At 59.8% G+C, this 25,425-nt stretch carries 18 protein-coding genes; 6 read left to right on the forward strand and 12 right to left on the reverse strand.

Annotation, left to right across the window (positions count from 1 at the left end; all coding sequences use genetic code 11):
* The first annotated feature begins 90 nt into the window (after positions 1 to 90).
* The 4 genes from ACF8GF_RS21340 to ACF8GF_RS21355 all read left to right on the forward strand — a co-directional run bounded on the left by ACF8GF_RS21340 (position 91) and on the right by ACF8GF_RS21355 (position 7,176).
* Positions 91 to 2,490, forward strand: coding sequence for an N-6 DNA methylase (locus ACF8GF_RS21340; RefSeq protein WP_392488446.1), 2,400 nt, complete (start codon positions 91 to 93; stop codon positions 2,488 to 2,490).
* A complete protein-coding gene (locus ACF8GF_RS21345) occupies positions 2,483 to 3,820 on the forward strand; it encodes a restriction endonuclease subunit S (protein ID WP_392488447.1) in 1,338 nt (445 codons plus the stop codon). Before ACF8GF_RS21340 ends, ACF8GF_RS21345 begins: the two co-directional genes overlap by 8 nt.
* Positions 3,820 to 4,044, forward strand: a complete 225-nt coding sequence (locus ACF8GF_RS21350) for a hypothetical protein (protein WP_392488448.1) — start codon at positions 3,820 to 3,822, stop codon at positions 4,042 to 4,044. The genes ACF8GF_RS21345 and ACF8GF_RS21350 overlap by 1 nt, the downstream gene beginning before the upstream one ends.
* A gap of 114 nt (positions 4,045 to 4,158) precedes the next feature.
* A complete protein-coding gene (locus ACF8GF_RS21355; RefSeq protein WP_392488449.1) occupies positions 4,159 to 7,176 on the forward strand; it encodes a type I restriction endonuclease subunit R in 3,018 nt (1,005 codons plus the stop codon).
* Between the two features lie 348 nt (positions 7,177 to 7,524).
* Here ACF8GF_RS21355 and ACF8GF_RS21360 read toward each other — a convergent pair whose 3' ends face one another.
* From ACF8GF_RS21360 to ACF8GF_RS21390, 7 genes are all read right to left on the reverse strand, one after another.
* Complete coding sequence (locus ACF8GF_RS21360) at positions 7,525 to 8,532, reverse strand: Ldh family oxidoreductase (RefSeq protein ID WP_392488450.1); 1,008 nt, start codon at positions 8,530 to 8,532, stop codon at positions 7,525 to 7,527.
* A gap of 230 nt (positions 8,533 to 8,762) precedes the next feature.
* Positions 8,763 to 9,596 (reverse strand): substrate-binding periplasmic protein, encoded by an 834-nt coding sequence (locus ACF8GF_RS21365; RefSeq protein ID WP_392488451.1) that lies wholly within the window; start codon positions 9,594 to 9,596, stop codon positions 8,763 to 8,765.
* Positions 9,597 to 9,653: 57 nt separating this feature from the next.
* Entirely contained in the window at positions 9,654 to 10,313 is a 660-nt protein-coding gene (locus tag ACF8GF_RS21370; RefSeq protein WP_019752558.1) for an amino acid ABC transporter permease, read from the reverse strand.
* Positions 10,310 to 10,951 carry an amino acid ABC transporter permease gene (locus ACF8GF_RS21375; RefSeq protein ID WP_004576156.1) on the reverse strand — a complete coding sequence of 214 codons (642 nt, stop codon included), beginning with the start codon at positions 10,949 to 10,951 and terminating at the stop codon, positions 10,310 to 10,312. The genes ACF8GF_RS21370 and ACF8GF_RS21375 overlap by 4 nt, the downstream gene beginning before the upstream one ends.
* Positions 10,951 to 11,760: an amino acid ABC transporter ATP-binding protein gene (locus ACF8GF_RS21380; RefSeq protein WP_004576155.1), complete on the reverse strand. Its 810-nt coding sequence runs from the start codon at positions 11,758 to 11,760 to the stop codon at positions 10,951 to 10,953. The genes ACF8GF_RS21375 and ACF8GF_RS21380 overlap by 1 nt, the downstream gene beginning before the upstream one ends.
* Positions 11,761 to 11,773: 13 nt before the next feature.
* Positions 11,774 to 13,081, reverse strand: a complete 1,308-nt coding sequence (locus ACF8GF_RS21385; RefSeq protein ID WP_176683243.1) for a Xaa-Pro peptidase family protein — start codon at positions 13,079 to 13,081, stop codon at positions 11,774 to 11,776.
* 101 nt (positions 13,082 to 13,182) lie between these two features.
* Positions 13,183 to 15,219 carry an FAD-dependent oxidoreductase gene (locus ACF8GF_RS21390; protein WP_392488452.1) on the reverse strand — a complete coding sequence of 679 codons (2,037 nt, stop codon included), beginning with the start codon at positions 15,217 to 15,219 and terminating at the stop codon, positions 13,183 to 13,185.
* 123 nt (positions 15,220 to 15,342) lie between these two features.
* Here ACF8GF_RS21390 and ACF8GF_RS21395 point away from each other — a divergent pair, with 123 nt between their 5' ends.
* The gene (locus ACF8GF_RS21395; RefSeq protein ID WP_176683242.1) at positions 15,343 to 15,990 is read left to right on the forward strand and encodes a TetR/AcrR family transcriptional regulator; all 648 of its coding nucleotides are present in this window, start codon (positions 15,343 to 15,345) and stop codon (positions 15,988 to 15,990) included.
* Between the two features lie 127 nt (positions 15,991 to 16,117).
* Here the strand turns inward: ACF8GF_RS21395 and ACF8GF_RS21400 are convergent, their stop codons facing one another.
* The 4 genes from ACF8GF_RS21400 to ACF8GF_RS21415 form a co-directional block, all read right to left on the reverse strand.
* Entirely contained in the window at positions 16,118 to 18,511 is a 2,394-nt protein-coding gene (locus ACF8GF_RS21400) for a TonB-dependent siderophore receptor (RefSeq protein WP_392488453.1), read from the reverse strand.
* 216 nt (positions 18,512 to 18,727) lie between these two features.
* Positions 18,728 to 20,119: a GABA permease gene (gene gabP, locus ACF8GF_RS21405; protein ID WP_209963304.1), complete on the reverse strand. Its 1,392-nt coding sequence runs from the start codon at positions 20,117 to 20,119 to the stop codon at positions 18,728 to 18,730.
* 524 nt (positions 20,120 to 20,643) lie between these two features.
* Positions 20,644 to 21,990 carry a glucarate dehydratase gene (gudD, locus tag ACF8GF_RS21410; RefSeq protein ID WP_392488454.1) on the reverse strand — a complete coding sequence of 449 codons (1,347 nt, stop codon included), beginning with the start codon at positions 21,988 to 21,990 and terminating at the stop codon, positions 20,644 to 20,646.
* Positions 21,991 to 22,009: 19 nt separating this feature from the next.
* On the reverse strand, positions 22,010 to 23,362 hold the full coding sequence (locus ACF8GF_RS21415; RefSeq protein WP_392488455.1) for an MFS transporter: 1,353 nt from the start codon (positions 23,360 to 23,362) through the stop codon (positions 22,010 to 22,012).
* A 258-nt stretch (positions 23,363 to 23,620) separates the two neighbouring features.
* Here ACF8GF_RS21415 and ACF8GF_RS21420 point away from each other — a divergent pair, with 258 nt between their 5' ends.
* Positions 23,621 to 24,322: a FadR/GntR family transcriptional regulator gene (locus tag ACF8GF_RS21420; protein WP_339444657.1), complete on the forward strand. Its 702-nt coding sequence runs from the start codon at positions 23,621 to 23,623 to the stop codon at positions 24,320 to 24,322.
* Between the two features lie 71 nt (positions 24,323 to 24,393).
* On the opposite strand, the gene ACF8GF_RS21425 is transcribed toward ACF8GF_RS21420, so the two are convergent.
* Positions 24,394 to 25,404 (reverse strand): NAD(P)-dependent alcohol dehydrogenase, encoded by a 1,011-nt coding sequence (locus ACF8GF_RS21425; RefSeq protein ID WP_392461694.1) that lies wholly within the window; start codon positions 25,402 to 25,404, stop codon positions 24,394 to 24,396.
* Positions 25,405 to 25,425: the final 21 nt, after the last annotated feature.

Consider the following 25,425-nt stretch of genomic DNA (forward strand, 5'->3'; position numbering starts at 1 on the left):
GTTAAGATGCGCTCCCTAGCTTGTGCATGGGTGCGGTACAGCCGCCCTAGCAGCGCTGCCATTCAGCGCTTTGATTCGGAGTATCTACAGTTGAACCACGCGGTCCACAACAAACTGGTTTCATTTATCTGGTCGATCGCCGACGACTGCCTGCGCGATGTGTATGTGCGCGGAAAATACCGTGACGTCATCCTGCCCATGGTAGTGCTGCGCCGGCTCGATGCCCTGCTAGAGACCAGCAAGGCCAAGGTGATGGAAGAGCTGGCCTTTCAGCAACGTGAAATGAGCCAGACCGAACTGGACGACAGCGCCCTGCGTGCCGCTTCTGGCTATGTGTTCTACAACACCAGCAAGTGGACGCTAAGCCAGCTGCAGAAGACCGCCACCAACAACCAGCAGATCCTCCTGAGCAACGTTGAGGAATACCTCGACGGCTTTAGCGACAACGTCAAAGACATCATCCGGCGCTTCAACCTCAAGTCGCAGATGCGTCACATGGCCAGCAAAGACGTGCTGCTTGATGTACTGGAAAAATTCACCTCGCCTACCATCAACCTCACCCCGCAAGACAGCGAAGATCCACAAGGCAACCGCCTGCCCGCCCTGAGCAATCTGGGCATGGGCTATGTGTTCGAAGAGCTGATCCGCAAGTTCAACGAAGAGAATAACGAGGAAGCCGGCGAGCACTTCACACCGCGCGAAGTGATCGAGCTGATGACCCACCTGGTTTTCGACCCAATCAAGGATCGCCTGCCCACAGTGATGACCATCTACGACCCGGCCTGCGGCAGCGGCGGCATGCTAACCGAGTCGCAGAATTTTATTGAAGAAAAATACCCGGACTCGACTATCAAGCGCGACATCCATCTCTATGGCAAGGAGATCAACGACGAGACCTATGCCATTTGCAAGTCGGACATGATGATCAAAGGCAACAACCCTGCCCACATCCGCCCCGGCTCCACCCTCTCGGTGGACGAATTCGCCGGCAGCCACTTCGACTTCATGCTGTCCAACCCGCCCTACGGTAAAAGTTGGGCCAGCGAGCAGAAGTTCATCAAAGACGGCGGCGACGTGATCGACCCGCGCTTCAAGGTCAGCCTCGCGGACTATTGGGGAAACGCCGAGTTGCAGGACGCCACCCCGCGCTCCAGCGACGGCCAGTTGCTGTTTCTGATGGAAATGGTCAACAAAATGAAAGCTCCCGGCGACAGCGGCCTCGGCTCGCGCATCGCCTCGGTGCACAACGGCTCCAGCCTTTTTACCGGCGACGCCGGCGGTGGCGAGAGCAATATCCGCCGCCACCTGATCGAAAACGACCTGCTCGATGCCATCATCCAGTTGCCCAACAACCTGTTCTACAACACCGGCATCACCACCTATATCTGGCTGCTCTCCAGCAACAAGCCGGCGCAGCGCCGAGGCAAGGTGCAACTGATCGACGCCAGCCTGCTGTACCGCAAACTGCGCAAAAACCTCGGCAACAAAAACTGTGAATTTGCCCCCGAGCATATCGAGCGGATCACCCAAACCTACCTCGACCTGGCCAGCTTCGACCGCTCGGCCGGTGGCGACGGCATTGCCGCGCAGGTGTTTGATAACCGCGACTTCGGCTACCACAAGGTCAACATCGAACGGCCAGACCGGCGCAAGGCGCAGTTCAGCGCCGAGCGCATCGAAACCCTGCGTTTCGACAAGGCCCTGCGCGAACCCATGCAGTGGATTTACCAAGAGTTGGGCGAGGCGGTGTACCAGGACGCCACCTTGGCCACCCATGAAAAAGCCATCCTTGCCTGGTGTGAAGAACAAGGCCTGGAGCTCAACGCCAAGCAGCGCAAAAAGCTGCTGAGCCTGGAAACCTGGGCCAAGCAGTCCCTGCTGGTCACGGTGGCCAACTACCTGATGCAAGCCATCGGCAGCGAGGAATATGACGACTTCAACCTGTTCGCCAAACTGGTGGACAAGGCGCTTAAACAACTGAGCAAAGAGGCCGGCATTAAGCTCGGTGCCAGCGATCGCAATCAGGTGCTCAATGCAGTGAGCTGGTACGACGAAAACGCCGCCAAGGTCATCCGCAAGGTGGAGAAATTCGACCGTGCCGAGTTGGCCACCCTGCTGAAGCGGCTGGGTTGCCGCGAGGCCGACCTGGCCGATTTCGGCTACTACCCGAGCGACAAGGCCGGCGAATTTATCACCTACGAATCCAACAGCGACTTGCGCGACAGTGAAAGCATCCCACTGGCCGACACCATCCACCGCTTCTTCAAGGCCGAAGTGCAACCCCATTTGGAAGAAGCCTGGATCAATTTGGAGTCGGTAAAGATCGGCTACGAGATCAGCTTCAACAAATACTTCTACAAACATCAGCCGCTGCGCAGCATGGATGAGGTTGCGCGGGAGATTGTCGCGTTGGAGCAGCAGGCGGAGGGGTTGATTGCGGAGATTCTGGGGTTGGATGTGAAGGATGTGTCGGGAGTGGTAAATGGTTGAGATCCCCCTAATTTTTAGCGAGTACCATTCGGTAGGGCCCACTGAGGTCAATTATCTACCGAGCCTGCCAACCCATTGGAATGTAGAAAAAGGTAAGTGGCTATTCAAGAAGGAGAACAGGCCCGTCCAGCAAAAAGACGAAGTTGTAACTTGCTTTCGTGATGGGGAAGTGACCCTACGGCGCAACAGAAGAACGGAAGGGTTTACCAACGCTCTGCTAGAACATGGTTATCAGGGAATTAGAAAAAATGACCTGGTTATTCATGCCATGGATGCGTTCGCTGGTGCCATCGGCGTTTCTGACTCTGACGGTAAGTCATCGCCGGTCTATGCCGCGTGCACCCCGATAAACCCCAAGCTAGTGAATCCTTACTTTTATGCATACTTCATGCGGGACTTGGCACTATCCGGCTATCTGACCTCTCTTGCTAAAGGCATTCGAGAGCGCTCGACCGATTTCAGATTTAAAGATTTTTCTGAATTATTATTGCCCGTCCCTCCGTTCGAAGAGCAGTTTCTGATTGCTTCATTTCTCGATAAGAAACTGACGCAAATAGATAGGGCAATTCGGGTCAAAGAACGCCAGATCGATCGTCTTAAAGAGCGCAAACAGATACTGATCCAGCAGGTCGTAACCCGTGGCCTTGATTCGCACGCCCCCATGCAGGATAGCGGCCTCGAATGGATTGGCGAAATTCCGGCGCACTGGAGCATGATGGCCAACCGTGCATTATTCCGCGAGCGGGTGGAGCCCGGGCGAGAGGATTTACCTTTGTTGTCGGTTTCCATCCATTCTGGCGTATCCGAAGAAGAAATCTCCGAAGAAGAGAACATTCGCGGTCGTGTAAAGATTGAAGATAAATCCAAATACATCTGCGTGCGCCCAGGCGATATTGCCTTCAATATGATGCGTGCCTGGCAAGGGGCCATTGGTGCGGTGCGAGTAGAGGGCATGGTCAGCCCGGCTTACACTATTGCGATACCCCGTCCCAGCCTGGATGCTCGATACTTTGAGTATCAGTACCGTACCCCCGGGTTTATCCAACAGATGGATCGCTACTCCAAGGGCATTACGGACTTCCGCAAACGGCTCTACTGGGATGGCTTCAAACAACTGATAACCCTTGTCCCTCCGATTGATGAACAACAATCCATCATTGAGTATATCGAGCAGGCCATGCAAAAGCAGAACGCTGCCGTAGCACTGCTAGAGCAACAAATCAGCAAACTCAAAGATTACAAGGCCATCCTGATCAATACCGCCATTACCGGCAAGATCAAGGTGCCTGGTGTGGTGGAGCCGGTTATACCGGATATAGAGGTGGCCTGATGGAAGCCCAGCGGCAACCGCAGCGCCTGTTGGTAGGCAGTGATGAGAGCGAGTTGGTGGAGTTCAAGGAGGCCAAGTACGGCTATGACGTCACTAAGCTCCGTAAATACTTCTCTGCCCTGGGTAACGAGTCCAACCGGAGGGACGTGAATATTGCCTGGCTGGTTTCCGACGTTAATGATCGCCAACAGGTTGTGGTTACGCGCTTTCACGAGCAGTGGTAAGTGAGTTGGGTAGGGGCGAATGTCAGCCCCGTTGGCCGGATAATTTTAGACATTTGCACCACGCGCCGGGCTCGCCTGGCAGAGATAAGAAAGAACAGGCACAAGGAAGCCGGCATGGTAAGCAAGACCAACGAACAGGCGCTGGAAGCTAGCATCGAGAAATACTTGACCGGCACCTGCCTAGAAGAGCAGGCGGTGGTCCGTGACAGCGCGGCGCCCGTGCTGGCGGGCTTCAACCATGGGTATCAACTGGGCCGCGCTCAGGATTTCGATGCCCGCTATGCCGTGGATTGCCGTTGCTTGTGGCAATTTCTTGAGGCCAGCCAGGGCGATGATTTGGAACGCCTAAAGCAGCGCTACGATGATTGGGATTTGCGCATCCTCGAACGCTTCGACCGGCTCGCGAAGAAGTACGGTGCGCTGCACCTTCTCAAGCGCGGCCTGGCTATCGACGACATGCACTTCAACCTGATGTACCCCGCGCCGCTTGCCAGCAGTTCGGAGCGAGTCAAACAGCAGTTTGCGGCGAATATCTTTAGCAGCACTCGCCAGGTGCGTTACTCCCTGAGTAATCCACTGGAAGAGATCGACCTGGTACTGTTCATCAATGGCTTGCCCTTCGCCACGCTGGAGCTAAAGAACCCCTGGACGGGCCAGAACGCCCGTTATCACGGGCAAAAGCAGTATAAGCAGGACCGCGACACGGGCCAGCCGCTGCTGCAATTCGGCCGCTGCCTAGTGCACATGACGGTAGACACCGACGAGGTCTACATGACCACCAAGTTGGCCGGTGTCACGACCTTCTTCCTGCCATTCAACAAGGGCCATAACCACGGGGCTGGCAATCCGCCAAACTCCGCCGGGCACAAGAGTTCCTACCTGTGGCAGGAGATTTTCAGCCGCGAAAGTGTGGCCAACATCATCCAGCACTTTGTGCGCCTGGACGGCAGCAGCAAGATGCCACTGGCCAAGCGTACGCTGTTCTTCCCGCGCTACCACCAACTGGATGTGGTGCGCCGCCTAGTGACGCATGCCAGCCAGCATGGTGTGGGTCAGCGCTACCTGATCCAGCACTCGGCCGGCTCGGGCAAATCGAACTCCATCACCTGGGCGGCCTATCAGTTGATAGAAACCTATCCGGCTTCGCTGGAGATTTTCGGCGCGCGCGCTCTAGATGTACCGCTGTTCGACTCGGTGATTGTGGTGACGGACCGCCGCCTGCTGGACAAGCAATTGCGCGAGAACCTACGCGAGTTCTCTGAGGTGAAAAACATCATCGCTCCGGCGCTGAAGTCCTCTGACCTCCAGCGGGCGCTGGAGCAGGGAAAAAAAATCATCATTACCACCATCCAGAAATTCCCCGTGATCGTGGATGGCATCGACGATATGGCCGGCAAACGCTTTGCCGTGATCATCGACGAGGCACACAGCTCGCAGGACGGTAGCAGCCATGGCACGATGAACAAGGTGATGGGCGGCGACGAGCAAGAAGACATTCAGGAGAAGATCCTCAGCGCCATCAAGAACAGCAAGATGCGCGGCAATGCCTCGTACTTTGCCTTCACCGCCACGCCGAAGAACAGCACGCTAGAGAAGTTCGGCGAGCAGCAGGCCGATGGCCGCTTCGCGCCCTTCCACCTGTACTCGATGAAGCAGGCCATTGAAGAGGGCTTTATCCTCGATGTGCTGGCCAACTACACCACGTACCGCAGCTACTACGAAATTCAGAAGTCCATCGAGGACAATCCGCTGTTTGACACGCTGAAAGCACAGAAGAAGCTACGCGCCTATGTCGAACGCGACCAGCAGACCATCGACGTTAAGGCCGAGGTGATGCTAGAGCATTTTATTGAGCAGGTGGTCACGCCAAAAAAGCTTAAGGGCCAGGCTAAGGGCATGGTCATAACCCAAAACATCGAAGCCGCCATCCGTTATCATAAGGCCATCAGCCGCTTGCTGGCAGCGCGCGGCAACCCGTTCAAGGCGCTAATTGCCTTCTCCGGCGAAAAATTGGTTGATGGTATTGAGTACACCGAAGCCGGCATCAACGGATCCCCCGAAGCGGATACGCGAGACAAATTCGACACCGACGAATACCGATTGCTGGTGGTGGCCAACAAGTACCTGACAGGCTTCGATCAGCCTAAGCTGTGTGCCATGTACGTGGACAAGAAGCTGCAGTACGTACTCGCAGTGCAAGCGCTGTCGCGCCTTAATCGTGCCGCGCCGAAGTGGGGCAAGAAGACCGAAGACCTGTTCGTTCTGGATTTCTTCAACCAGGTGGAGGACATCAAAGCCTCCTTCGACCCGTTCTACACGGCTACCAGTCTGTCCGGAGCAACGGATATCAATGTGTTGCACGAACTCAAGGACCAGCTGGACGAGGTCGGCGTCTACGAGTGGCCGGAAGTAGAGGCATTTGCCACGCAGTATTTCGACAACGTCGATGCTGAAAAGCTGGCTGTGCTGATAGATATCGCCGCTGAACGTTTCGACGTAGAACTAGAGCTAGAGGATGAGGACAAGGTCGATTTCAAGATCAAGGCCAAGCAGTTCGTGAAGATCTACGGCCAGATGGCCTCGATCATGCCGTATGAGATTGTGGCCTGGGAAAAGCTGTTCTGGTTCCTCAAGTTCCTGATCCCGAAACTCAAAGTGCAGGACAAAGACGCCGACGAAATCGACGCTCTGCTTAACTCGGTTGACCTCGCGTCCTATGGGCTGGAACGGGTCAAGTTGAACCACAGCATTGCGCTGGATGACACGGAAACCGAACTGGATCCAGCCAACCCAAATCCACGTGGGGTACATGGTGTTGAGCAGGAAAAAGACCTGCTTGACCAAATCATCCAGAGCTTTAATGAGCGTTGGTTCCAAGGCTGGGGCGTGACCACGGAAGAAAAGCGCGTGAAGTTCCTGAGTATTCTAAAGGGCATTCAGGAACATCCGGACTTTGAGCCAAAGTACCAAAAGAGCCAGGACGAAGACCATCGTGCACTGGCGTTCGAGAAGATTTTTGAAGAAGTAATGCTGATACGCCGCCGCCAGGACCTAGAGCTTTACCGGCTGGTAGCCAGTGATGAAGCGCTCAAGTCTTCGTTGCAGCAGAGCATGAGGGGCATGCTGGGCTGAGACATGTGCAAGCTCGGTGTGTCTAAGTAAGTCCGGTCCATACGGCTAACACCGTCACGCCCATTCGCTTGGAGCTTTAACCCCGAAGCTCTGGCGGGGCGCAACTCAAAAATGACGGTCCATCGAAAACCAGACCACGCAGCATTCCAGCGGGTATTCCAAGGAATTTATCGGATCAATTATTAGCCAATAAAAACAGCAGGCTACAAAGCCCTTTCAAATTACCCCGGCCCAAACTGCAGCGCACCTACGTCCGAACACGCCGACCTGCTAGGCATCAAAGACTCTTCCAACATAACCGCTGCGCTTAGCGTTTTCTGGCACGGCCGCCAGCAACAAAGTGCGTAACTAACCCACCCGCCGCCTCAACGCATCGTACGCCGCTACCGGCAAGCTGATCCCCTCACGAACCGCACAATCATAAGCTTGCTCTTTCCCCTTCCCCGGCAAGTAAACCCCCAAGGCTTCAAGCCGAGCCATCTGCTCATCCAACCGTGCAGCAAAGCACTCATCCAGCAACCTGGGGGCAATGCCAATCACCAGCATCCCAGCCCCAGGCGATTCGCTCCCAGCACGAAAATCGCCTGCATCCAGCGACCAATTGGCCCCCGTCACCCCCGCCGCAAGCACCTCAACCATCAACGCAATATTAGCCCCACGACCGCCCCCAAACGCCAGCAACGTCCCATGCAATGCCTCTCGCGCGCTGCGCGTTTCATTCCCTTGTGCATCAACCGCCCAGCCTGCCGGTATCGCCTCCCCCGCTTTAGCGGCCCGCAGCAGGTTTACGTAGGCGGTGGCGCTGCTAGCTTGGTCAATCGCCAGTAACCGCCCCGTGTCACTGGCGGCGGCAAATGCGATGGGGTTGGTGGAGTACAGCGGCCGGCTCTGGCCGGCCACGGTGAGCAGTGGTGAGCCATTGGTGAACGCCAACGCGACCAGCCCCTCCCGCGCCAGGCGACGGGTGTAATAGCCCAACTCGCCGCAGGTGAACGCGTTGAACTGCGCAAACAGGGCGATACCCAGTTGATGCGCATTGCTGCACAGCGCTGGGAAGGCGCGATCGAACCCCAGTTGCGCGATGCCTCGGGCGGCGTCGCAGCGGATCATGGCCGGCGCGACCTGGGTCACGATGGGCTCGGCAGCCGTGGCGATTCGGCCGGTGGCAAAGCCGCTGAGGTAGTCAGGCAAATGGCCGAAACCGAGTTCGTGTTGGCCATGGGCCTGGGCTGATACGGTGGCGTTGGCAAGCGCCGTGGCCACGGCGTAGCTGGTGCCGTGGGCCAGGCAGAGCTGTCGGGCGAAGGTGGTGGCATCGGTCAGGGACAGGCGCTTTTCGGGGTTTTCGTCGTCCATGGTTTCAGTGTTCCCGGATAGTAGGTGTGCCGCAGGCTGAAAACCTGCAGGGGCGGGCTTGCCTGCGAACACCGGCACAGCCGGTGCCAACCACCGCGTTGGATTCTTCGCGGGCACGCCCGCTCCCACAGGGTATGCGGCGCGCTCACGGGCCTTGTTCTCTGCGCGACAGCGCAGCCCGGAGGGCTGGGTAATCTCCCACAGAATTTGGGTCGTTCAGTTAGCCATCTTTACTGAATCATCCTCGGCTCACCCACTTTTGCAGCCTCGCGGTCCAGGCCAAACGAGGCGAGGATTTCTGCGATTTCGCCCGAGGCATGCAAGGCCTGGATGTTCTTGCCCAGCGCCTCGCCCAGGGCGGCGTTGGCCTTGGTGTACGGGAAGGCGCTCTGCCCGGGCTCAAGCGTGGCCTTGACCCGTTGATCGGGCTCGGACACCTTGATGCTCTTGCCGGGGTAGCCGCCCTTCTGCTGCGAAGAAACGGCCACCGCGAAGCTGTCCGCGCCAACCTGGATACGCCTGGACGCCAGGTCCTGGGCCATGGCCACGGGGTTCGGGTAGAGCACCAGGTTATCGCCAAAGGCTTTCTTCAAATCGTCCACCCACAGGTAGCCCTGCACGGTGCCGATACGCTTGCCATCCAGTTCGGAAATCTTGGTGTAACCCTCATCCGAAATGATGCCCATCACGTCCAGGTACAACGGTGCCGACAAGCCCAACGCCTTGCTGCGCTCTGCCGTGCGATACCAATCACCGATGCCGACATCGGCGCGCTTTGCCACCACTGCCTGGACGACGGCTGCCGTGTCCACCACCATGGTTTTGACTTTCAGGCATTCGCGATCGGCGATGCGCTTGATGATCTCGCCATCCACGCCGCTCAACTGGTTGTTCGGCCCCGGTATCGAGTAAGGCGGGAAGACATACGCCGCCACGGTCAGCACACCCGGGGTGATGGTTTCAAACTGGTTCGCGGGGGTGCATTCGGCCAAGGCGTACGGGGCGCCGGCCAAGGTCGAGCACAAGAACATCCAACGGGTAAAACGCTTGAATGAGCGAGTCATGACGTCACCTTTGCAATAAGAGAGCAGCAGCCGAAATCGGCGCGAGTGGATTTGTTGTTATGGCTGGCTGGGGGCCAGTCTTTTTTCCAGCGCTGCCACACCCAGGGTCGCCGGGGCGCAGACAGCGGCATACATCAAACCGGCCAGTATCAGCACCGGCATGTACTCGAACGTGGAAGAGCCAATGGAGGACGCCCGGCTGACAATTTCTGGCAGGGCGATGGTGAAACACAGCGACGAGGCCTGGAACATCATGATCGAGAACCCCAGCAGCGATGGCAGCGCCACCCGCAAGGCCTGAGGCAGGATCACAAAGCGCAGCGCGTCGAACCGGTTGAGGCCGATCACTTCGGCGGCCTCGGTTTGCCCTGCGGCCACCGACTCGATGCCACCGCGAATGATTTCACTGGTGTAGGCGGCCGTGCAGTACGCCATGGCCAGCGCAGCGGCCCAGAACGAGGTCAGGGTGAGGTTGACGCTGGGCAGGCCAAAGTAGAAATACTGCAGCAGGATCAACGCCGGTGCGCCACGCCCCAGCTCCACCACCACCAGGGAGGGATAACGCAACCAGCGGCTCGGCGACGAAACGCCCAGTGCCAGCAACAGCCCCAGCACAACGCCCAGGCCCAGGCTCACGGCCGTGACCTGCATCGACAGCACAAAGCCCTTCCACAACTCCGGCAACCATTGCGCCCACATCGTCAGCAGTTCGCTCATCGGGCAATCCTCTGTTTCAACGTGGCCGACAGCCAACGAGAGAACAAGGCCACTGGCACGCTGAGCACCAGGTACACCACCGCCGCCGCGCTGTAGACGCTCAGGCCCTGAAAGGTTTGCTGTGAAACCTGGTAAGCCTGAAAGCTGATTTCACCAACGCCAATCGTCGAGGCCACGGCCGAGTCCTTGAGCAGGCCAATGGCGTAGGTGGCTGAGGTGGGAATGGCGATACGCACCAACTGCGGCAACACCACATCGAAAAACCGTTGCGGCGCCGACAGGTTAAGCACATAGGCGGCTTCGAACTGGCCGGCGGGAATTGCCGCGAACGCACCGCGGTACACCTCGGACATATGCGCCGCCGTGATCAACCCCAGGCCAACCACCGCTGCGGTAAACGGCGACAGGCTGATATAGCCGCCACCGATGCCGAAGAAGATGAAGAACAGCCAGACAATCGGGGGGATTGAGCGCAGGGTCAGCACCAGCATGGCAGCCAGAATGCTCAGTACCTTGAACCTGGACATGCGCAGGGCACAGATGGGAAACCCCAGCACTACGCCGACACAGAATGCGAGCACGGTAACGGCAATGGTCCAGGGTATGCCGTTCAACAGCATCATCAGGATGTCTTTCATCAGCGATTCCTCACTGCCTGGAGGAACTGGATCACCCGTTCATGCTCGGGCTCGCGCATCACTCGCTGGCTCGGCCCGTGTTCGATGATGCGCCCGTCAGCCATGACCACCACCCGGTCGGACACGGTTTCGGCGAAGTGCATCTCGTGAGTCACGACAATCATCGACATGCCTTCGCCGGCCAGCTCTTTCATCACCGCCAGCACCTCCAGGCCCAGCTCGGGGTCCAGCGCCGAGGTCGGTTCATCGAACAGCATCAGCTCAGGGTCCAGTGCCAGGGCGCGGGCGATGGCGATCCGTTGCTGCTGGCCACCAGAGCAGCGCGCCGGATAATGCTGGGCCTTGTCAGCCAGCCCAACGCGTTCGAGCAGTTGCAAGGAGCGGGCGTCGGCTTCCTTGGCGCTGCGGCCCAAGGTGCGGATTTGCGCCAGGCTTACGTTGCGCAGCACCGTCAGGTGCGGGAACAGGTTGAACGACTGGAACACCATGCCAATGCGCCGGCGCAACTTCAGCAGCTCTGTACGGGGCAACGCCTTGCCAGCTTCGATGTGCACGCCATCCATGCTGACCCGCCCCTTGGTCGGCGGCTCCAGTTGGTTGATGCAGCGCAGCAAGGTACTTTTGCCCGACCCACTGGGGCCGATAATGGCCACCACCTCGCCCTTGTTCATTTCAAAACATACGTCGTGCAAGACGGGGTATGGGCCAAACTGTTTATGAATGCCCTCCAGGCGCAAGAACGGTTCGGCGCTGGCCACCGGGCGCGGCGCCAAGGTGGGTGCGGTTTCGATCACGGTCATACTGCTCATGGTTTTGCTCCAGCTATCGATCGCCGTCGACCAAGGGTGTGCGCGAGAGTTTGATCGGCCCGTTGGCGCTGATCAGCACCTGTTCTTCGAGCTTCACCCCTTCCCCACCGCCTTGCTCACCGATGTAACTTTCCACCGACACCACCATGTTTTCCTCGAACAGGCCGTCGTACCCCCACTCGGCAAAATCCACGGCGTAGGCGACGCTGGGGTACTCGTCCACCAGCCCGACACCGTGCAGCATCATCATGTAGCGGTTGTGCTCGAAGCGCTGGGGCACCGGCCAGCAGCGCTCGGCGAACTCGCGAAAGGACAGGCCCGGGCGCAGCAGTTCGACGTTGTGGTTGATCTGCTGCGAGGCGATGTCCAGCAAGTCGCGTTGGACCATGCTCGGCGCCTTGCCGGGGCAGATGAAGCTGCGCGAGATGTCTGAAAGGTAACCACCGGGCCCGACCATGTCGGTGTCGAAACAGACCATCTCACCGGCCTTGATGACCTTGTCGGTGGCGTCCTGAAACCACGGATTGGTGCGCGGCCCGGAGCTGAGCAGGCGGCTTTCGGCCCACTCTCCGCCGTGCGCGACGTTGGTGCCGTGCATGATGCTCCACAGCTGATTTTCAGTAACCCCCGGCACCAGGCTTGTGCGCATCCGGGCAATGGCCAGGTCGCAAACGCCCATGGACACCCGGTGGCTGGCCACTTCTTCAGCCGATTTGATCAAGCGTGCCTGCTCCATCAATGGCTGCGCATCGAACAGCTCAATGCCCTGGTGTGTCAGGCGCTGCGCGCCCCAAGGGTCGCAGCGGTCGACCGCCAGGCGGCGATTGCCGCCACCGTGGCGGGCCATCAGGTCCGCCACCTCCTGTGCCCAGCGCTCGGCTTTTTCCTGCACGCGGGGGCCGGCGAGAAAATACAGCCAGGGAATCGCCGGGCGAATTTCATCGATGGTTTCCACGTGCTCGCTGTTGTGCCGGCTGCTGGTGAACTCGAACAGCACCACCGGGCCGTCGGTGGCGACGAACACATAGCGGCTGGGCGAGTGCATCACCCACAAACCAAGGTTATTGGTGTCGGTGGCATAGCGAATATTGATCGGATCGGCCAACAGAATGCCGGCGTAATCCTGGGCGCGCAGTTGCTCGCGAATGCGCTCCAGGCGGTAATGGCGCAAGGCTTTGCGGTCGATGGCGGCATACGCATCGAGTAACGCCGTGTCGACCGGCGCGATCGCATGTTCAGTGACCTTGGCATCGCTGCGAAAGCGCAGGTCGCGTTCGGTTAACGCCGTGAGCAGCTCAATGGAATCAGAACCCGTTTGCATGTAACAACCTCCGCTGAGTCAAACCAACTTTCGGGGCAGTAACTAAAAGGTTTCTAAATCTGGTGACGGCTGTCTTTATTGTTGTGGGCGGAGCAGGGCAGCTAGAGGTCCTTGACCAGCCGCAGGGCATCGTAGATGGCCGCATGGGTATTGCGCGACGCCACTGCATCACCAATGCGGAACAGCTGGAAGCGCCCTTCGGGGTTACTGACAACGGTTTGCGGCTTGCCGACAATCAGGTCCATGTACTCCAAGGCGCCTTCGTTGCGGGCCAGGGGTTTGAGGTCGAAATACAGTTCGTCCAGCGGCCGGGTGCCGTGGTTGACCACCACCTGATCCACCAGGCGCGTTTTGGTCAGGTCGCTGTAATCGGTGCCGATCGTGGCCAGCAATTGGTCGCCTTGTTTCTCCACGGCCTTGAGCCGGTAGGTGACGGTAAAAGTGGTGTCCAGTTGCTGTAACGCGCGCATGTAGGGAACCAGGTTCATGCCCATGACTTCTGGCGCGAACGAGCGGTCGGGGGTCATGATTTCAGTCTTGGCGCCACTGCGGGCGATGAATTCGGCGGCTTGCAGGCCGGCGTGGTCGCCCGCATCGTCGTACACCAGCACATTGCGCCCAGGCTTCACGTCGCCGGAAATGATGTCCCAGCTTGAAACCAGGAACTGATTGCCGTGCTCCAGCACTTCGGTGTGCGGCATGCCCCCGGTCGCCACGATCACCACGTCGGCGTTTTCATCGAGCACAATCGCGGTGTCTGCCCAGGTATTGAAGTGGAACCTCACACCAAGGCGCTCGCATTGCGCCATGCGCCAGTCGATGATGCTGATCATTTCCTTGCGCCGTTCGGACTGTGCGGTCAGGCGAATCTGCCCGCCGGGTTTGTCCGCCAGCTCGTACACCACCACCTCGTGGCCGCGCTCGCCTGCCACACGTGCCGCCTCCAGGCCACCAGGGCCGGCGCCGACAATCACCACTTTGCGCTTCTGCACAGCCTTGGGTATTTCATGAGGCATGGTGGTTTCACGCCCGGTCGCGGCGTTGTGGATGCAATAGGCCGCGCCTGCGTTGTAGATGCGGTCCAGGCAATAGTTGGCGCCTACGCAAGGGCGGATATCGTCCTCACGGCCTTCGATGATCTTGCGCACGATGTGCGGGTCGGTCATGTGCGCGCGGGTCATGCCGACCATGTCCACCAACCCCGAGGCAATGGCATGACGCGCCGTGGCCACGTCGGGAATTTTTGCTGCATGGAAGGTCGGGAAGCCGGTCAGCGTCTTGATTTCGCCGGCAAAGTCCAGGTGCGGGGCATTGCGCATGCCCTGGATCGGGATGATGTCGGTCAGCCCGGCGTCGGTGGCGATGTTGCCGCGAATCACATTGAGGAAGTCGATCATGCCACTGTCTTTCAACAGTTGAGAGATCTGCAAGCCCTCTTCTTTTTGCAGGCCACCGGCGAGCACTTCGTCCCCGGTGTAGCGAATGCCGACAATAAACTCCGGGCCCACGCGTTTGCGAATGGCCGTGAGCACATCGAAGGTGAAGCGCAGGCGGTTTTGCAGCGAGCCGCCGTACGGACCTTCCAGCTCGTTGGTCAGTGGCGACCAGAACTGGTCCATCAAGTGGCCGTAGGCTTGCAGCTCGATGCCATCCAGGCCCGCGGCCTTCATGCGTTCGGCGGCATCGGCATAATCGCGAATGATGCGGTCGATGTCCCACTGTTCAAGCTGCTTGGGGAAGGCGCGGTGTGCAGGCTCCTGATTGTGGGAGGGCGACACCACCGGTAGCCAGTCGCCTTTGTCCCAGCGGGTACGCCGGCCCAGGTGAGTGAGCTGGATCATCACCGCTGCACCATGTTCGTGGCACTCGTCGGTCAGGTCTTTCATCCAGCCGACCACTTCGTCCTTGTAGGCCAGAATGTTGTTGAACACAGGTGGGCTGTCACGGGAGATTGCGGCGGAGCCTGCGGTCATGGTCATGGCTACGCCGGCTTTGGCACGTTCAACGTGGTAGGCCCGGTAGAGCTTTTTCGGCATCCCGTCTTCCGGGTAGGCCGGCTCGTGGGAAGTGGTGATGATGCGGTTGCGCAGGGTCAAATGCTTGAGGCGATAAGGCTGAAGTAGCGGATCGTTTTTCATATCGGTCTCGCAAACAGGTCATCAGGCACGCCGACAATATGCCCCTGTGTACACAGGTGTCAATACTCTTGACGATGGTGTACAGTTGCCACAAAGCGCACATTGAGAAGGGAAGAAATGCCCATGAAAGGAACCACCTCAAAGGCGGAACCAGCAGGCCGAGGCTCACTGGAAGGCTGGCTTAATGCGGCCTACGAAAGCCTGACCGAGTCAGGTGTGGATGCCGTGCGAGTGATGCCGCTGGCCAAAAAACTGAATTTGTCGCGCACCAGCTTCTACTGGTTTTTCGAAGACCGCGATGCCTTGCTCGTGGCCTTGATCGAGCAATGGAAAAACAAGAACACCTTCAACCTGGTGACCAAATCCCAGGCCTATGCCGAGTCCATCACCGAGGCGATTCTCAACGTCTTCGACTGCTGGCTGAACAGCGAATTGTTCGACTCGCAATTCGAGTTCGCCATGCGCAGTTGGGCACTCCAGTCGCCGGAAGTGGCGCAGGAAATCGGCCAGGCAGACGCGCAACGCGTCGAGGCATTGCGGCAGATGTTCGACCGTTTCGGCTTTGAACACGATGCCGCGATTACCCGCGCCCGCTCCATCTACCTGACGCAAATCGGCTACATCAGCATGAAAACCCGGGAGCCCCTGGCCCAGCGCATGCGCTACATTCCCGAGTACCTGAAGATTTTCACCGGCAGGGAGCCGGAAGCCCGTGAGCTGGAGCGCTTTTATCAGCGCAACGGTTTTAGCGGTGCCGATTTGAAGGTCTAAAAACACCGACTCACAAGTGAGCCTCTTTGAAGATGCGGGGTTCATAGCAAGCTTCAGGATCTTGCGCACCTGTAGGCACGGGTTTACCCACGAACAGGGGCGCAACCCGTGCCATCCCCTACCCGCCTTACCAGCTATAACTCACCTTCGCCGTCACCTCCCGCCCCGGGTTGTAGTAATTCGCCGTCCCCGACCCCACCACATGCTGCTCATCGAACAGGTTGCTCACATTCAGCGCCAGGTCGGTCCCTTTGGCGATCTTGTAGTTCAGCGCCGCATCAAACAACGTGGTCCCATCGCTCTTCTTGGTATTGGCAGCATCCATGTAGTACGCCCCCACATACCGCGCGCCCAGGCCGACGCTCACGTCAGTGCCAGGTATGTCGTAGTAGCTCCACAGCGATGCGGTGTGTTTGGGCGCCGTGGTGAACTCATTGCCCTTCAAGGAAGAGCCGTCATACAGCGACCCGCGCAGCACCTCGGACTCCATGTAGGAGTAAGCACCAATCACGCTGATGTCTTGCGTGACTTGTGCCTTGGCTTCCAGGTCAAGGCCACGCACGCGTGACTCGCCCACCGTCTGCTGCTCGATGATGCCGCTTGGCAACACCACAGCAATGGTGACGTTCTCCTGGGTCAGGTCGTAAACAGCGGCGGAGAAGAGTGCGTCCATGCCCATGGGCGAGTACTTGATGCCCACTTCGTATTGCTTGCCGGTCTGCGGGGTAACGCCTACTTGCGGGGGCGAGACGGACTCCACCATGCTCACGTAGGTCGACACTTCATCGTTGACGATATAGGTCAGTGCCGCGCGGTAGGAGGTTTCGGAGAAGTTGTCCTTTTCCGTCTGCTCGCCACCGATGTATTCCTTGCTCGACAGGTCCATCGAGTCGTTACGCACGCCTGCGGTCGCGATGACGCGGTCAAAGAACGACAAGTTCTGCTGCAGGAAAACCGCCTTGGTGGTGGCGTCATTCTTTTTGCGGGTATAGGGCGTGATGCCGCCAGGCACGCCGGTGAATACCGGGTTGGCGATGTCGATGGAAGGCGCCAGGCCGTAGACCGAGCTCTGTTTGGTCGTCGAGTCGAGGTACTCGACGCCCACCAGCGTGCTGCTGTCGATGTGTTCGAACTGGGCATCGTACTGCAGCATCAGGTTGCCGTTGAGCTGATCGGCATCGCTGTCGGTGCCGAAGACGTAACGCGGAATGGTGGTGCCAACACGCGAGGCGTTGTCGCTCAGGTAGGCGTAGCCAAAGTCATCGCTCAGCTCGCTGTAGCGCAGGTTGCTGCGCAGGGTGAAGCCGTTGTCGAAGTCGTGGGTGATGTTGCCGCTCAGGCTGGTGCGCTCGACGTTGTGGAAGTTGTAGCTGGGCTCACCATAGAAGTCGCTGCGGTCGTATTCCTTGTCCAGCGGATAGCCGCCGCTGTTCGGCGAGCTGTCGGTTTTCAGGTAGTCGAGAATCATGGTAGCCGAGGTGTAGTCGGTCGGCGCCCAGGTCAGGCCGCCCATCACAAAGCGGTTATCGTCCTGCGAATGGTCGTACTCACGGTCGCTGTTCTGCATCTTGGCCGTGAAGCGGCCGGCCAGGGTGTGTTCGTCGTTCAGCGCATCGCCTACATCGATCCCGGTTTCGGCATGGTCATAGGAGCCGTAGGTCACGTAGCCTTGGCCAAACTTCTCGAAGCGCGGTTGCTTGGTCACGAAGTTGACCGAGCCGCCGGGGTCTGCCGGGCCGAACAGGGTGGAGTTGGCACCCCGCAGAATTTCGATACGCTCGTAGGCGTAAGGGTCTTCGCGCACACCGCGCATCGAGCTGAGGGTCAGGCCGTCTCGGTAGGTGGTGGCCTGGAAACCGCGGATCAGGAAGTAGTCGTTGCGGTCGTCCGAACCGTAATAGTCGCTGACCACGCCGGGGGTGTACTGCAGCGCCTCTTCGGTGGTGCTGACGCTGCGCTGCTGCATTTCCTTGTTGGTCACCACAGACACGGACGCGGGCGTGTTGAGGATGCTGGTCGCCACCTTGCCCCCTACCCACAGCTCCTTGGCAACCACCGAGTTGGCGTCATCGTCGGCGCTGGCCTTGACCTTGGCATTGATGATGACAGGCGCCAGGCGGTAGTCCTCGGTCGCGCCCAGCTCCAGCGGGCCGGCAGGTTTTGGTTGTGGTATTACCAGGTACGCATTGGGGCCCTGCGGCTCAAACTGCAACTCGGTTCCGCGCAGCAGCGACGACAGTGCCGACTGTGTATCCAGCGCGCCCTGCACCCCGTTGGTATTGCGGTTGGCCACGTTCTGCGCATCGAACGAAAGGCTGATGCCCGCCTCGCGTGCAAAGCGGTCCAGTGCCGGCGCCAGCGGGCCCGCGGGAATGCCCCATTGCTTGAGCGGGGCGTTGTGATCAGCGCTCAAAGGCTGTGCAAGCGACGGCAGTGCGTAGGTGCTGACTGCCAGGCCCAACAGTGCAGCATGCAGGGCACGACTCAAGGGGTGGCGCTGTGGAACCGGGGTAAAACTCATTCTCTCGCTCCGTGTCGGGGGTCGGCGGGCTGGCCTGTAATCCGGCCTTCTCTACATGCCGAACGAGAATGAGAAAACACCTCATTTATTTTCAATGAATTGTGCTACCGGGCGGGCACCTGCCAGCACCTGTTAACCCAAACGCACGCTCAAACCCCAAAAAACAAAGGGCACCCATCCTCGGGTGCCCTTTGCCTTACAGCCAGGTGAACTGAATCACCCCATCGATCGCGCGCCCACCGGTTGCGCATGGCCCCTCGCCGTCACGATCCCCAGGAAGGAAATCACGATCGCCAGGCCCAATGTCGAGCTCACTTCCGCCCGATGCTCAGGCGTGTACATCATCACCGCCAGCGCCCCGGCAATGAAAATGATCACCGCCCAGGTCAGGTACGGGAACAGCCACATGCGGAACTTCAGTTCGGTGTTCTCGCGCTCCAGACGGCGGCGCATGCGCAGCTGGGAGATGGCGATAACCATGTACACCAACAGGGCGATGGCGCCGGAGCTGGCCAGCAGGAACTCGAACACGCCCTTGGGTGCGAAGTAGTTGAGGACCGCGATGGCCGCACCGATCAGGGTGCTGCCGAACACTGCAGCACGCGGTACGCCGACCTTGGAGGTCTTGTTGAGGAAGGCCGGGGCGTCACCGCGCTTGGCCAGCGAGAACATCATCCGCGAAGCGATGTAGATCGACGAGTTCATGCAGCTGGTAACGGCTACCAGAACCACCAGGTCGACCATGAATGCCGCATTGGGGATGTTCATGATTTCCAGCGCACGCTGGTACGAACCCACCACTGCCAGTTGCGGGTCGTTCCACGGCACCACCGAAATGATCACGAAGATCGACAGGATGTAGAAGGTGCTGATACGCCAGATCACCGAGCGAGTGGCCTTGGCAATGTTGCGCGACGGGTCGCTGGACTCGGACGCGGCGATGGTCACCGCCTCGGTGCCGATGAAGCTGAACATCACGGTGATGAACGCCCCCACCACTGCCGACCAGCCATTCGGTGCAAAGCCGCCGTATTCGGCAACCAAGCTGCTAAGGCCACTGACCTCGCGGTTGGGCAGCCAGCCCATCAGCGCGGCAAAGCCCAGGCCGATGAAGCCCAGAATGGCGGTGACCTTGAGGATGGCGAACCAGAACTCGAACTCGCCGTACTTGGCCACGCTGAACAGGTTGGTACCGGCCAGCAGCAACACCGAAGCCAGGGCGAAGATCCAGCTGTCCACCTGCGGGAACCAGGCGTTCAGCACATGCCCGGCGGCCAATGCTTCGATAGGAATGACCAGTACCCAGAACCACCAGTACAACCAGCCGATGGTATAGCCGGCCCAGCGGCCAATGGCCTGGTCGGCATAGGTGGAAAACGATCCGGTGTCGGGGTGTGCCACGGCCATTTCGCCGAGCATGCGCATGACCAGTACCACCAAGGTTCCGGCCACGAAATAGGAAATTATGGTTGCTGGCCCGGCTGCCGCGATGGCATGGCCAGAACCTACGAAAAGTCCGGCGCCGATGATGCCGGCGATGGACAGCATCGTTACGTGACGTGGCTTGAAACCTTGTGCAAGGTTGCCATCAGATCCCACGGTGTTCATTGATGTTGTTCTCTTTTTGCTGACACAAGGAAGGACGGGCAGGCGTAGGCGAAAAATATCTCCTTTGAAATCAATAAGTCGACACGTTACTCGCGCTCTGTTGTTGATCTTTGGAGCGCTTCACAGAGCAACGTGTCAGTGCAGGGCGGGCTTCATTTAATCCCCGCATGGCTGTGGGGAATTACACGAGAACGCCCCGGAACTGTTCGATCACGACAGGGCATTTCCATCAACGCCAAATGTCGCGAATGGCATGTCCGATCGCGCCATGGGCCCAAATGGAGCTTTTGTTTTTCATATGAATGTGTGTTGTCTGTGCCGGCCCTTTCGCGGGTGAACCCGCTCCTACGATGGTACGTGGCGACGGTACCGATTGGTGGATGCGGTGGCGGGTGCGGTGGTGAATGAATGGGGGGATTGGCCGGCAGGTCCGGCCCTTTCGCGGGTGAACCCGCTCCTACGACGGCGTGGCAACACCACCGGTTGATGTAGGAGCGGGCTTGCCCGCGAAGAGGCCAGCAGCCTCAACGCACCAGGCAGGGCCGTTTGTTATCGAAGCGCCAACCCGGGATCAGGAACTGCATCGCCACGCTGTCATCCCGCGCACCCAGCCCCATGTTGCGGTAACACTCATGGGCCTTGGCCAGCTGGTCTTCATCCAGTTCCACGCCCAACCCCGGCCGCGCCGGCACCCGCACATGCCCGTCGACAATGCGCAGGGGCTCACGGGTCAGGCGCTGGCCATCCTGCCAGATCCAGTGCGTATCGATCGCCGTGATTTCGCCCGGCGCCGCAGCCGCCACCTGGGTGAACATCGCCAGCGAAATGTCGAAGTGGTTGTTCGAGTGCGATCCCCACGTCAGGCCCCAGTCATTGCACATCTGCGCCACTCTTACCGAACCCTGCAAGGTCCAGAAGTGCGGATCGGCCAGCGGAATGTCCACCGACTGCAACTGAATGGCATGGCCCATCTGTCGCCAGTCGGTGGCAATCATGTTGGTCGCGGTAGGCAGGCCGGTGGCGCGGCGGAACTCGGCCATCACCTCGCGGCCCGAGTAACCGTTCTCGGCACCGCACGGGTCTTCGGCGTAGGCCAGTACATCGTGCTTGTCGCGGCACAGGGCGATGGCCTCCTTCAGCGACCACGCGCCATTGGGGTCGAGCGTGATGCGCGCTTCGGGGAAGCGTTCGGCCAGCGCTGTCACAGCCTCCATCTCTTCTTCACCGCGCAGCACACCGCCCTTGAGCTTGAAGTCGCTGAAGCCATAGCGCGCCTTGGCGGCCTCGGCCAGTTGCACCACTGCTTCCGGGGTCAGGGCCTTTTCGTGGCGCAGGCGGAACCAGTCGTCATTGCTGTCGGCTTCGTTGCGGTAGGCCAGGTCGGTCTGCTGGCGGTCGCCGATGTAGAACAGATAGCCGAGCATCTTCACCGCATCACGTTGCTGCCCCTCGCCCAGCAGTGCCGCCATCGGCACGTTCAGGTGCTGGCCAAGCAGGTCGAGCAATGCCGATTCGATGGCCGTTACCGCATGCACGGTGATGCGCAGGTCGAAGGTCTGTAGGCCACGGCCTGCCGAGTCGCGGTTGGCGAAGGTCTGGCGCATGGCATTGATCACACGCTGGTAATGGCCGATCGGCTGGCCGACCACCAGGCTGCGGGCGTCCTCCAGGGTCTGGCGAATGTTCTCGCCGCCGGGCACTTCGCCCAGGCCGGTATTGCCGGCGCTGTCGCGCAGCACCACCACGTTGCGGGTGAAGTACGGGCCATGGGCGCCACTGAGGTTGAGCAGCATGCTGTCATGGCCGGCCACGGGGACCACGCGCAGGTCGGTGACCACCGGGGTGCTGGTGTGAAGGGTCTGCATATTCATGAGGGTTGTCTCGCAGTCATCAGTGGGTCTGGCCCAGGGCCGAAGGGGCCTTGAGGTCATCGGAAGGGACGCCCTTGGGGCGAATGCGTACGAAGAAGATGGCAATCGCCGCCAGCACCGAGGTCACTGCCAGGCCGTACAGCCCGCCCTGGATCGAGCCAGTCTGCTGCTCCAGCAAGCCGAAGGTGGTGGGGGCAACGAAGCCGCCGAGGTTGCCGACCGAGTTGATCAAGGCAATCACCGCCGCAGCGATGCGGGCGTCCAGGTAGCCTTGGGGGATTGGCCAGAACAGTGACGACGCTGACTTGAAGCCGATCGCGGCGAAGCACACGGCGACGAAGGCGAACACTGGCCCACCCGTAGTGGATATGAACATGCCCGTGGCAGCGACCAGCAGCGCGCCCGCCACCCAGGCCTGCTGGAACTTCCAGCGAGCGGAACCGGCGGCGAAGGCGTACATGGCCAGGATCGAGATCAGCCAAGGGATCGAGTTGAAGAAACCGACCTGCATGTCACTGAGGTCGCCCATACGCTTGATGATGCTAGGCAGCCAGAAGGTCGCAGCGTAGATGGTCAGCTGGATACAGAAGTAGATCAGGCAGAACAGCACGATCTGGCGGTCCTTGAGCAGGCGCCAGGCCGACGGCCTGACCGCGCCGATGGCCTCACGCGCTTGCTGCTCGCGGTCGATGGTGGCGACCAGCGCGTCCTGCTCGGCCTTGCTCAGCCATTTGGCGTCCTGCGGCTTCGAGTCCAGCCAGAAGAACACAAAGAAGCACAGCGCCACCGAGGCCATGCCTTCGATGAACAGCATCCACTGCCAGCCATGCAGGCCCAGGCCCTGGATCTGCATCAACGCCCCGGCCAGCGGCCCGGAAATCAGCGATGCCAGTGCAGAACCGCTGAGGAAGATAGCAATGGCCTTGCCGCGCTCGGCCGCCGGCAGCCAGCGGGTGAAGTAGTAGATCACGCCAGGAAAGAAGCCTGCTTCGGCGACCCCGAGCAGAAAACGCAACACGTAGAACTGGGTTTCGTTCTGCACGAAGGCCATGGCCGTGGCCACCAGCCCCCAGGTGAACATGATACGGGTCAGCCACAGCCGGGCACCGACCTTTTGCAGCAGCATGTTCGAAGGTACTTCGAACAGCGCGTAACCGATGAAGAACAGCCCGGCACCAAAGCCAAAGGCCGCAGCGCTGATGCCCAGGTCGCTTTCCAGGTGCGGGCGGACGAAGCCAATGTTGACGCGGTCGAGGTAGTTGACGATGAACATGATGACGAACAGCGGCAGGACGTGGCGCTTGACCTTGGCCACGGCACTGGCCAACGCGTCGCCTTCATGCCGGGCAGACGGAGCGAGGGTGTCGTTCACTTGCGGATCTCCCACTAATTGTTTTTGTGCGGGTCGGGTTGTCTGACATGGCAGTGGGGAGGAGCTTATGCGCAGCGAAGTTGTACGACAAGATCATTAACGTCGGCAAAATAGCAATATACAAGCTGTCACAATGCTAATTTGATCCGAACATGCAAAAACAGATCAATTACATGCTGAACTGGATGCGCGAAAAATCGGCAAAAAATTTTTCTATCGATTAACTTGTCGTACAAGCAATCAAGAAGCGGATCACACATGGAACCCGAACACGCGCGCAAACGCGGCCATAGCCGTGCCCATGACCTGGTTTCCAGCCTGACCCAGCAAATTCTGCTGGGCACCTTCAAACCAGGCGACAAACTGCCTTCGGAAAACACCCTGGTGCGCGAGCACGGGGTCAGCCGCACGGTGGTTCGCGAAGCCTTGTCGAAGCTGCAAGCCTCTGGTCTGGTGGAGCCGCGCCACGGGATCGGTACGTTCGTGATGGAGCGCCAGGCCCAGGCCGGCCTGCGCGTTGCGGCGGAGAGCGCGGCGAATGTGCGCGATCTGCTGGAGCTGCGTATTGGCCTTGAGGGCCAGGCTGCCGCACTGGCCGCGCTGCGTCGTGACGAGGGGCAACTGGCGCGCATGCGCCAGGCACTGGATGACTATCAGGACCTGGCCGCTGCTGGCGACAGCTGCATCGAAGCCGACCGGCGCTTTCACCTGCTGATTGCCGAGGCCACCGGCAATCTGTATTTCACCGAGATGCTGCTGCAACTGGGCAATGGTCTGATCCCGCGCAACCGCATGGCCAAGGCCGAGCGCGCGGGGGCCAAGCTGGCGCGGCAAGCGTACCTGGCCAACCTGGAGCATGAGGCGATCCTCAATGCCATCCGCCGACAAGACCCGGATGCGGCGCGGGCGGCGGTGTGCCTGCACCTGTCCAACAGCCGCGACCGGCTATTGCCGGACTGACTGTCAGGCAGTGCAAGACGAGGATATTGGCATGCAGGGTGGCCGTTACATCCAGCTACCCTGCCCTCACTTCACCAGGTCAGGCAGATCTTGCCGAAATGCCGGTTGCTTTCCTGGTAACGGAACGCCTCGACGATCTGCTCCAGTTCGAAATGCTTGTCCACCACCGGCCGCAGGCCGTTGGCGTCGATCGCCCGCACCATCGCCTGCTGCTGCGCCCGGCTGCCGACCAGCACCCCTTGCAGCCGAATCTGCCGCACCAGCGCCTGCACCAGCGGCAACTGCCCGGCCACCCCGGTAAGGATGCCGATCAGCGAAACATGCCCGCCAATGCGCGCGGCAATCATCGACTGCTCCAGCGTCGCCGGGCCGCCCACTTCAATCACATGATCGACACCGCGGTTGCCAGTCAGCTCACGCACCTTCTCACCCCAGGCCGGGGTGCTCCTGTAGTTGATCAGGTGGTCGGCACCCAGAGCCTTCAGGCGCTCCAGCTTGGCATCGCTGGACGAGGTGGCGATCACGGTCGCACCCGCCAGCTTGGCGAACTGCAGGGCGAAAATCGACACACCGCCGGTCCCCTGCACCAGCACCGTGTCGCCGGGTTTGAGGTGATCATCGCTCATCAGCGCGCGCCAGGCGGTAAGGCCGGCAGTGGTCAGGGTGGCAGCCTCGGCATGGCTGAAACCCTGGGGTGCCAAGGTGAAGGCGCTGGCGCGGGCAGTCACCTGCTCACGGGCGTAGCCATCGATGCCGTCGCCGGGCACCCTGGCAAAGCCCTCGACATTGGCCTGGCCATCGAGCCAGTCGGGGAAGAAGGTGCTGACCACATTGTCGCCGACCTGGAACTCAGTGACGCCAGCCCCCACCGCAACCACCTCGCCGGCGCCATCGGCCATGGGGATGCGTCGCTCGCTCGGGCCCCACATGCCGCTGACCACGGCGAAATCGTGGTAGTTGAGGGAACTGGCGTGCAGGCGCACGGTAATCTCGCCGGCCTGGGGGGCCTGGGCCTCGCAGGTGCCGACCTCGACTTTGTCGTAGCCGCCGCCGGGTTTTACGTAGATGGCCTTGCTGCTCATGGGTGGGTCTCCGTATCAGAG

It is taken from the genome of Pseudomonas sp. yb_5, assembly GCF_043103865.1.
Lineage (GTDB): Bacteria > Pseudomonadota > Gammaproteobacteria > Pseudomonadales > Pseudomonadaceae > Aquipseudomonas > Aquipseudomonas putida_Y.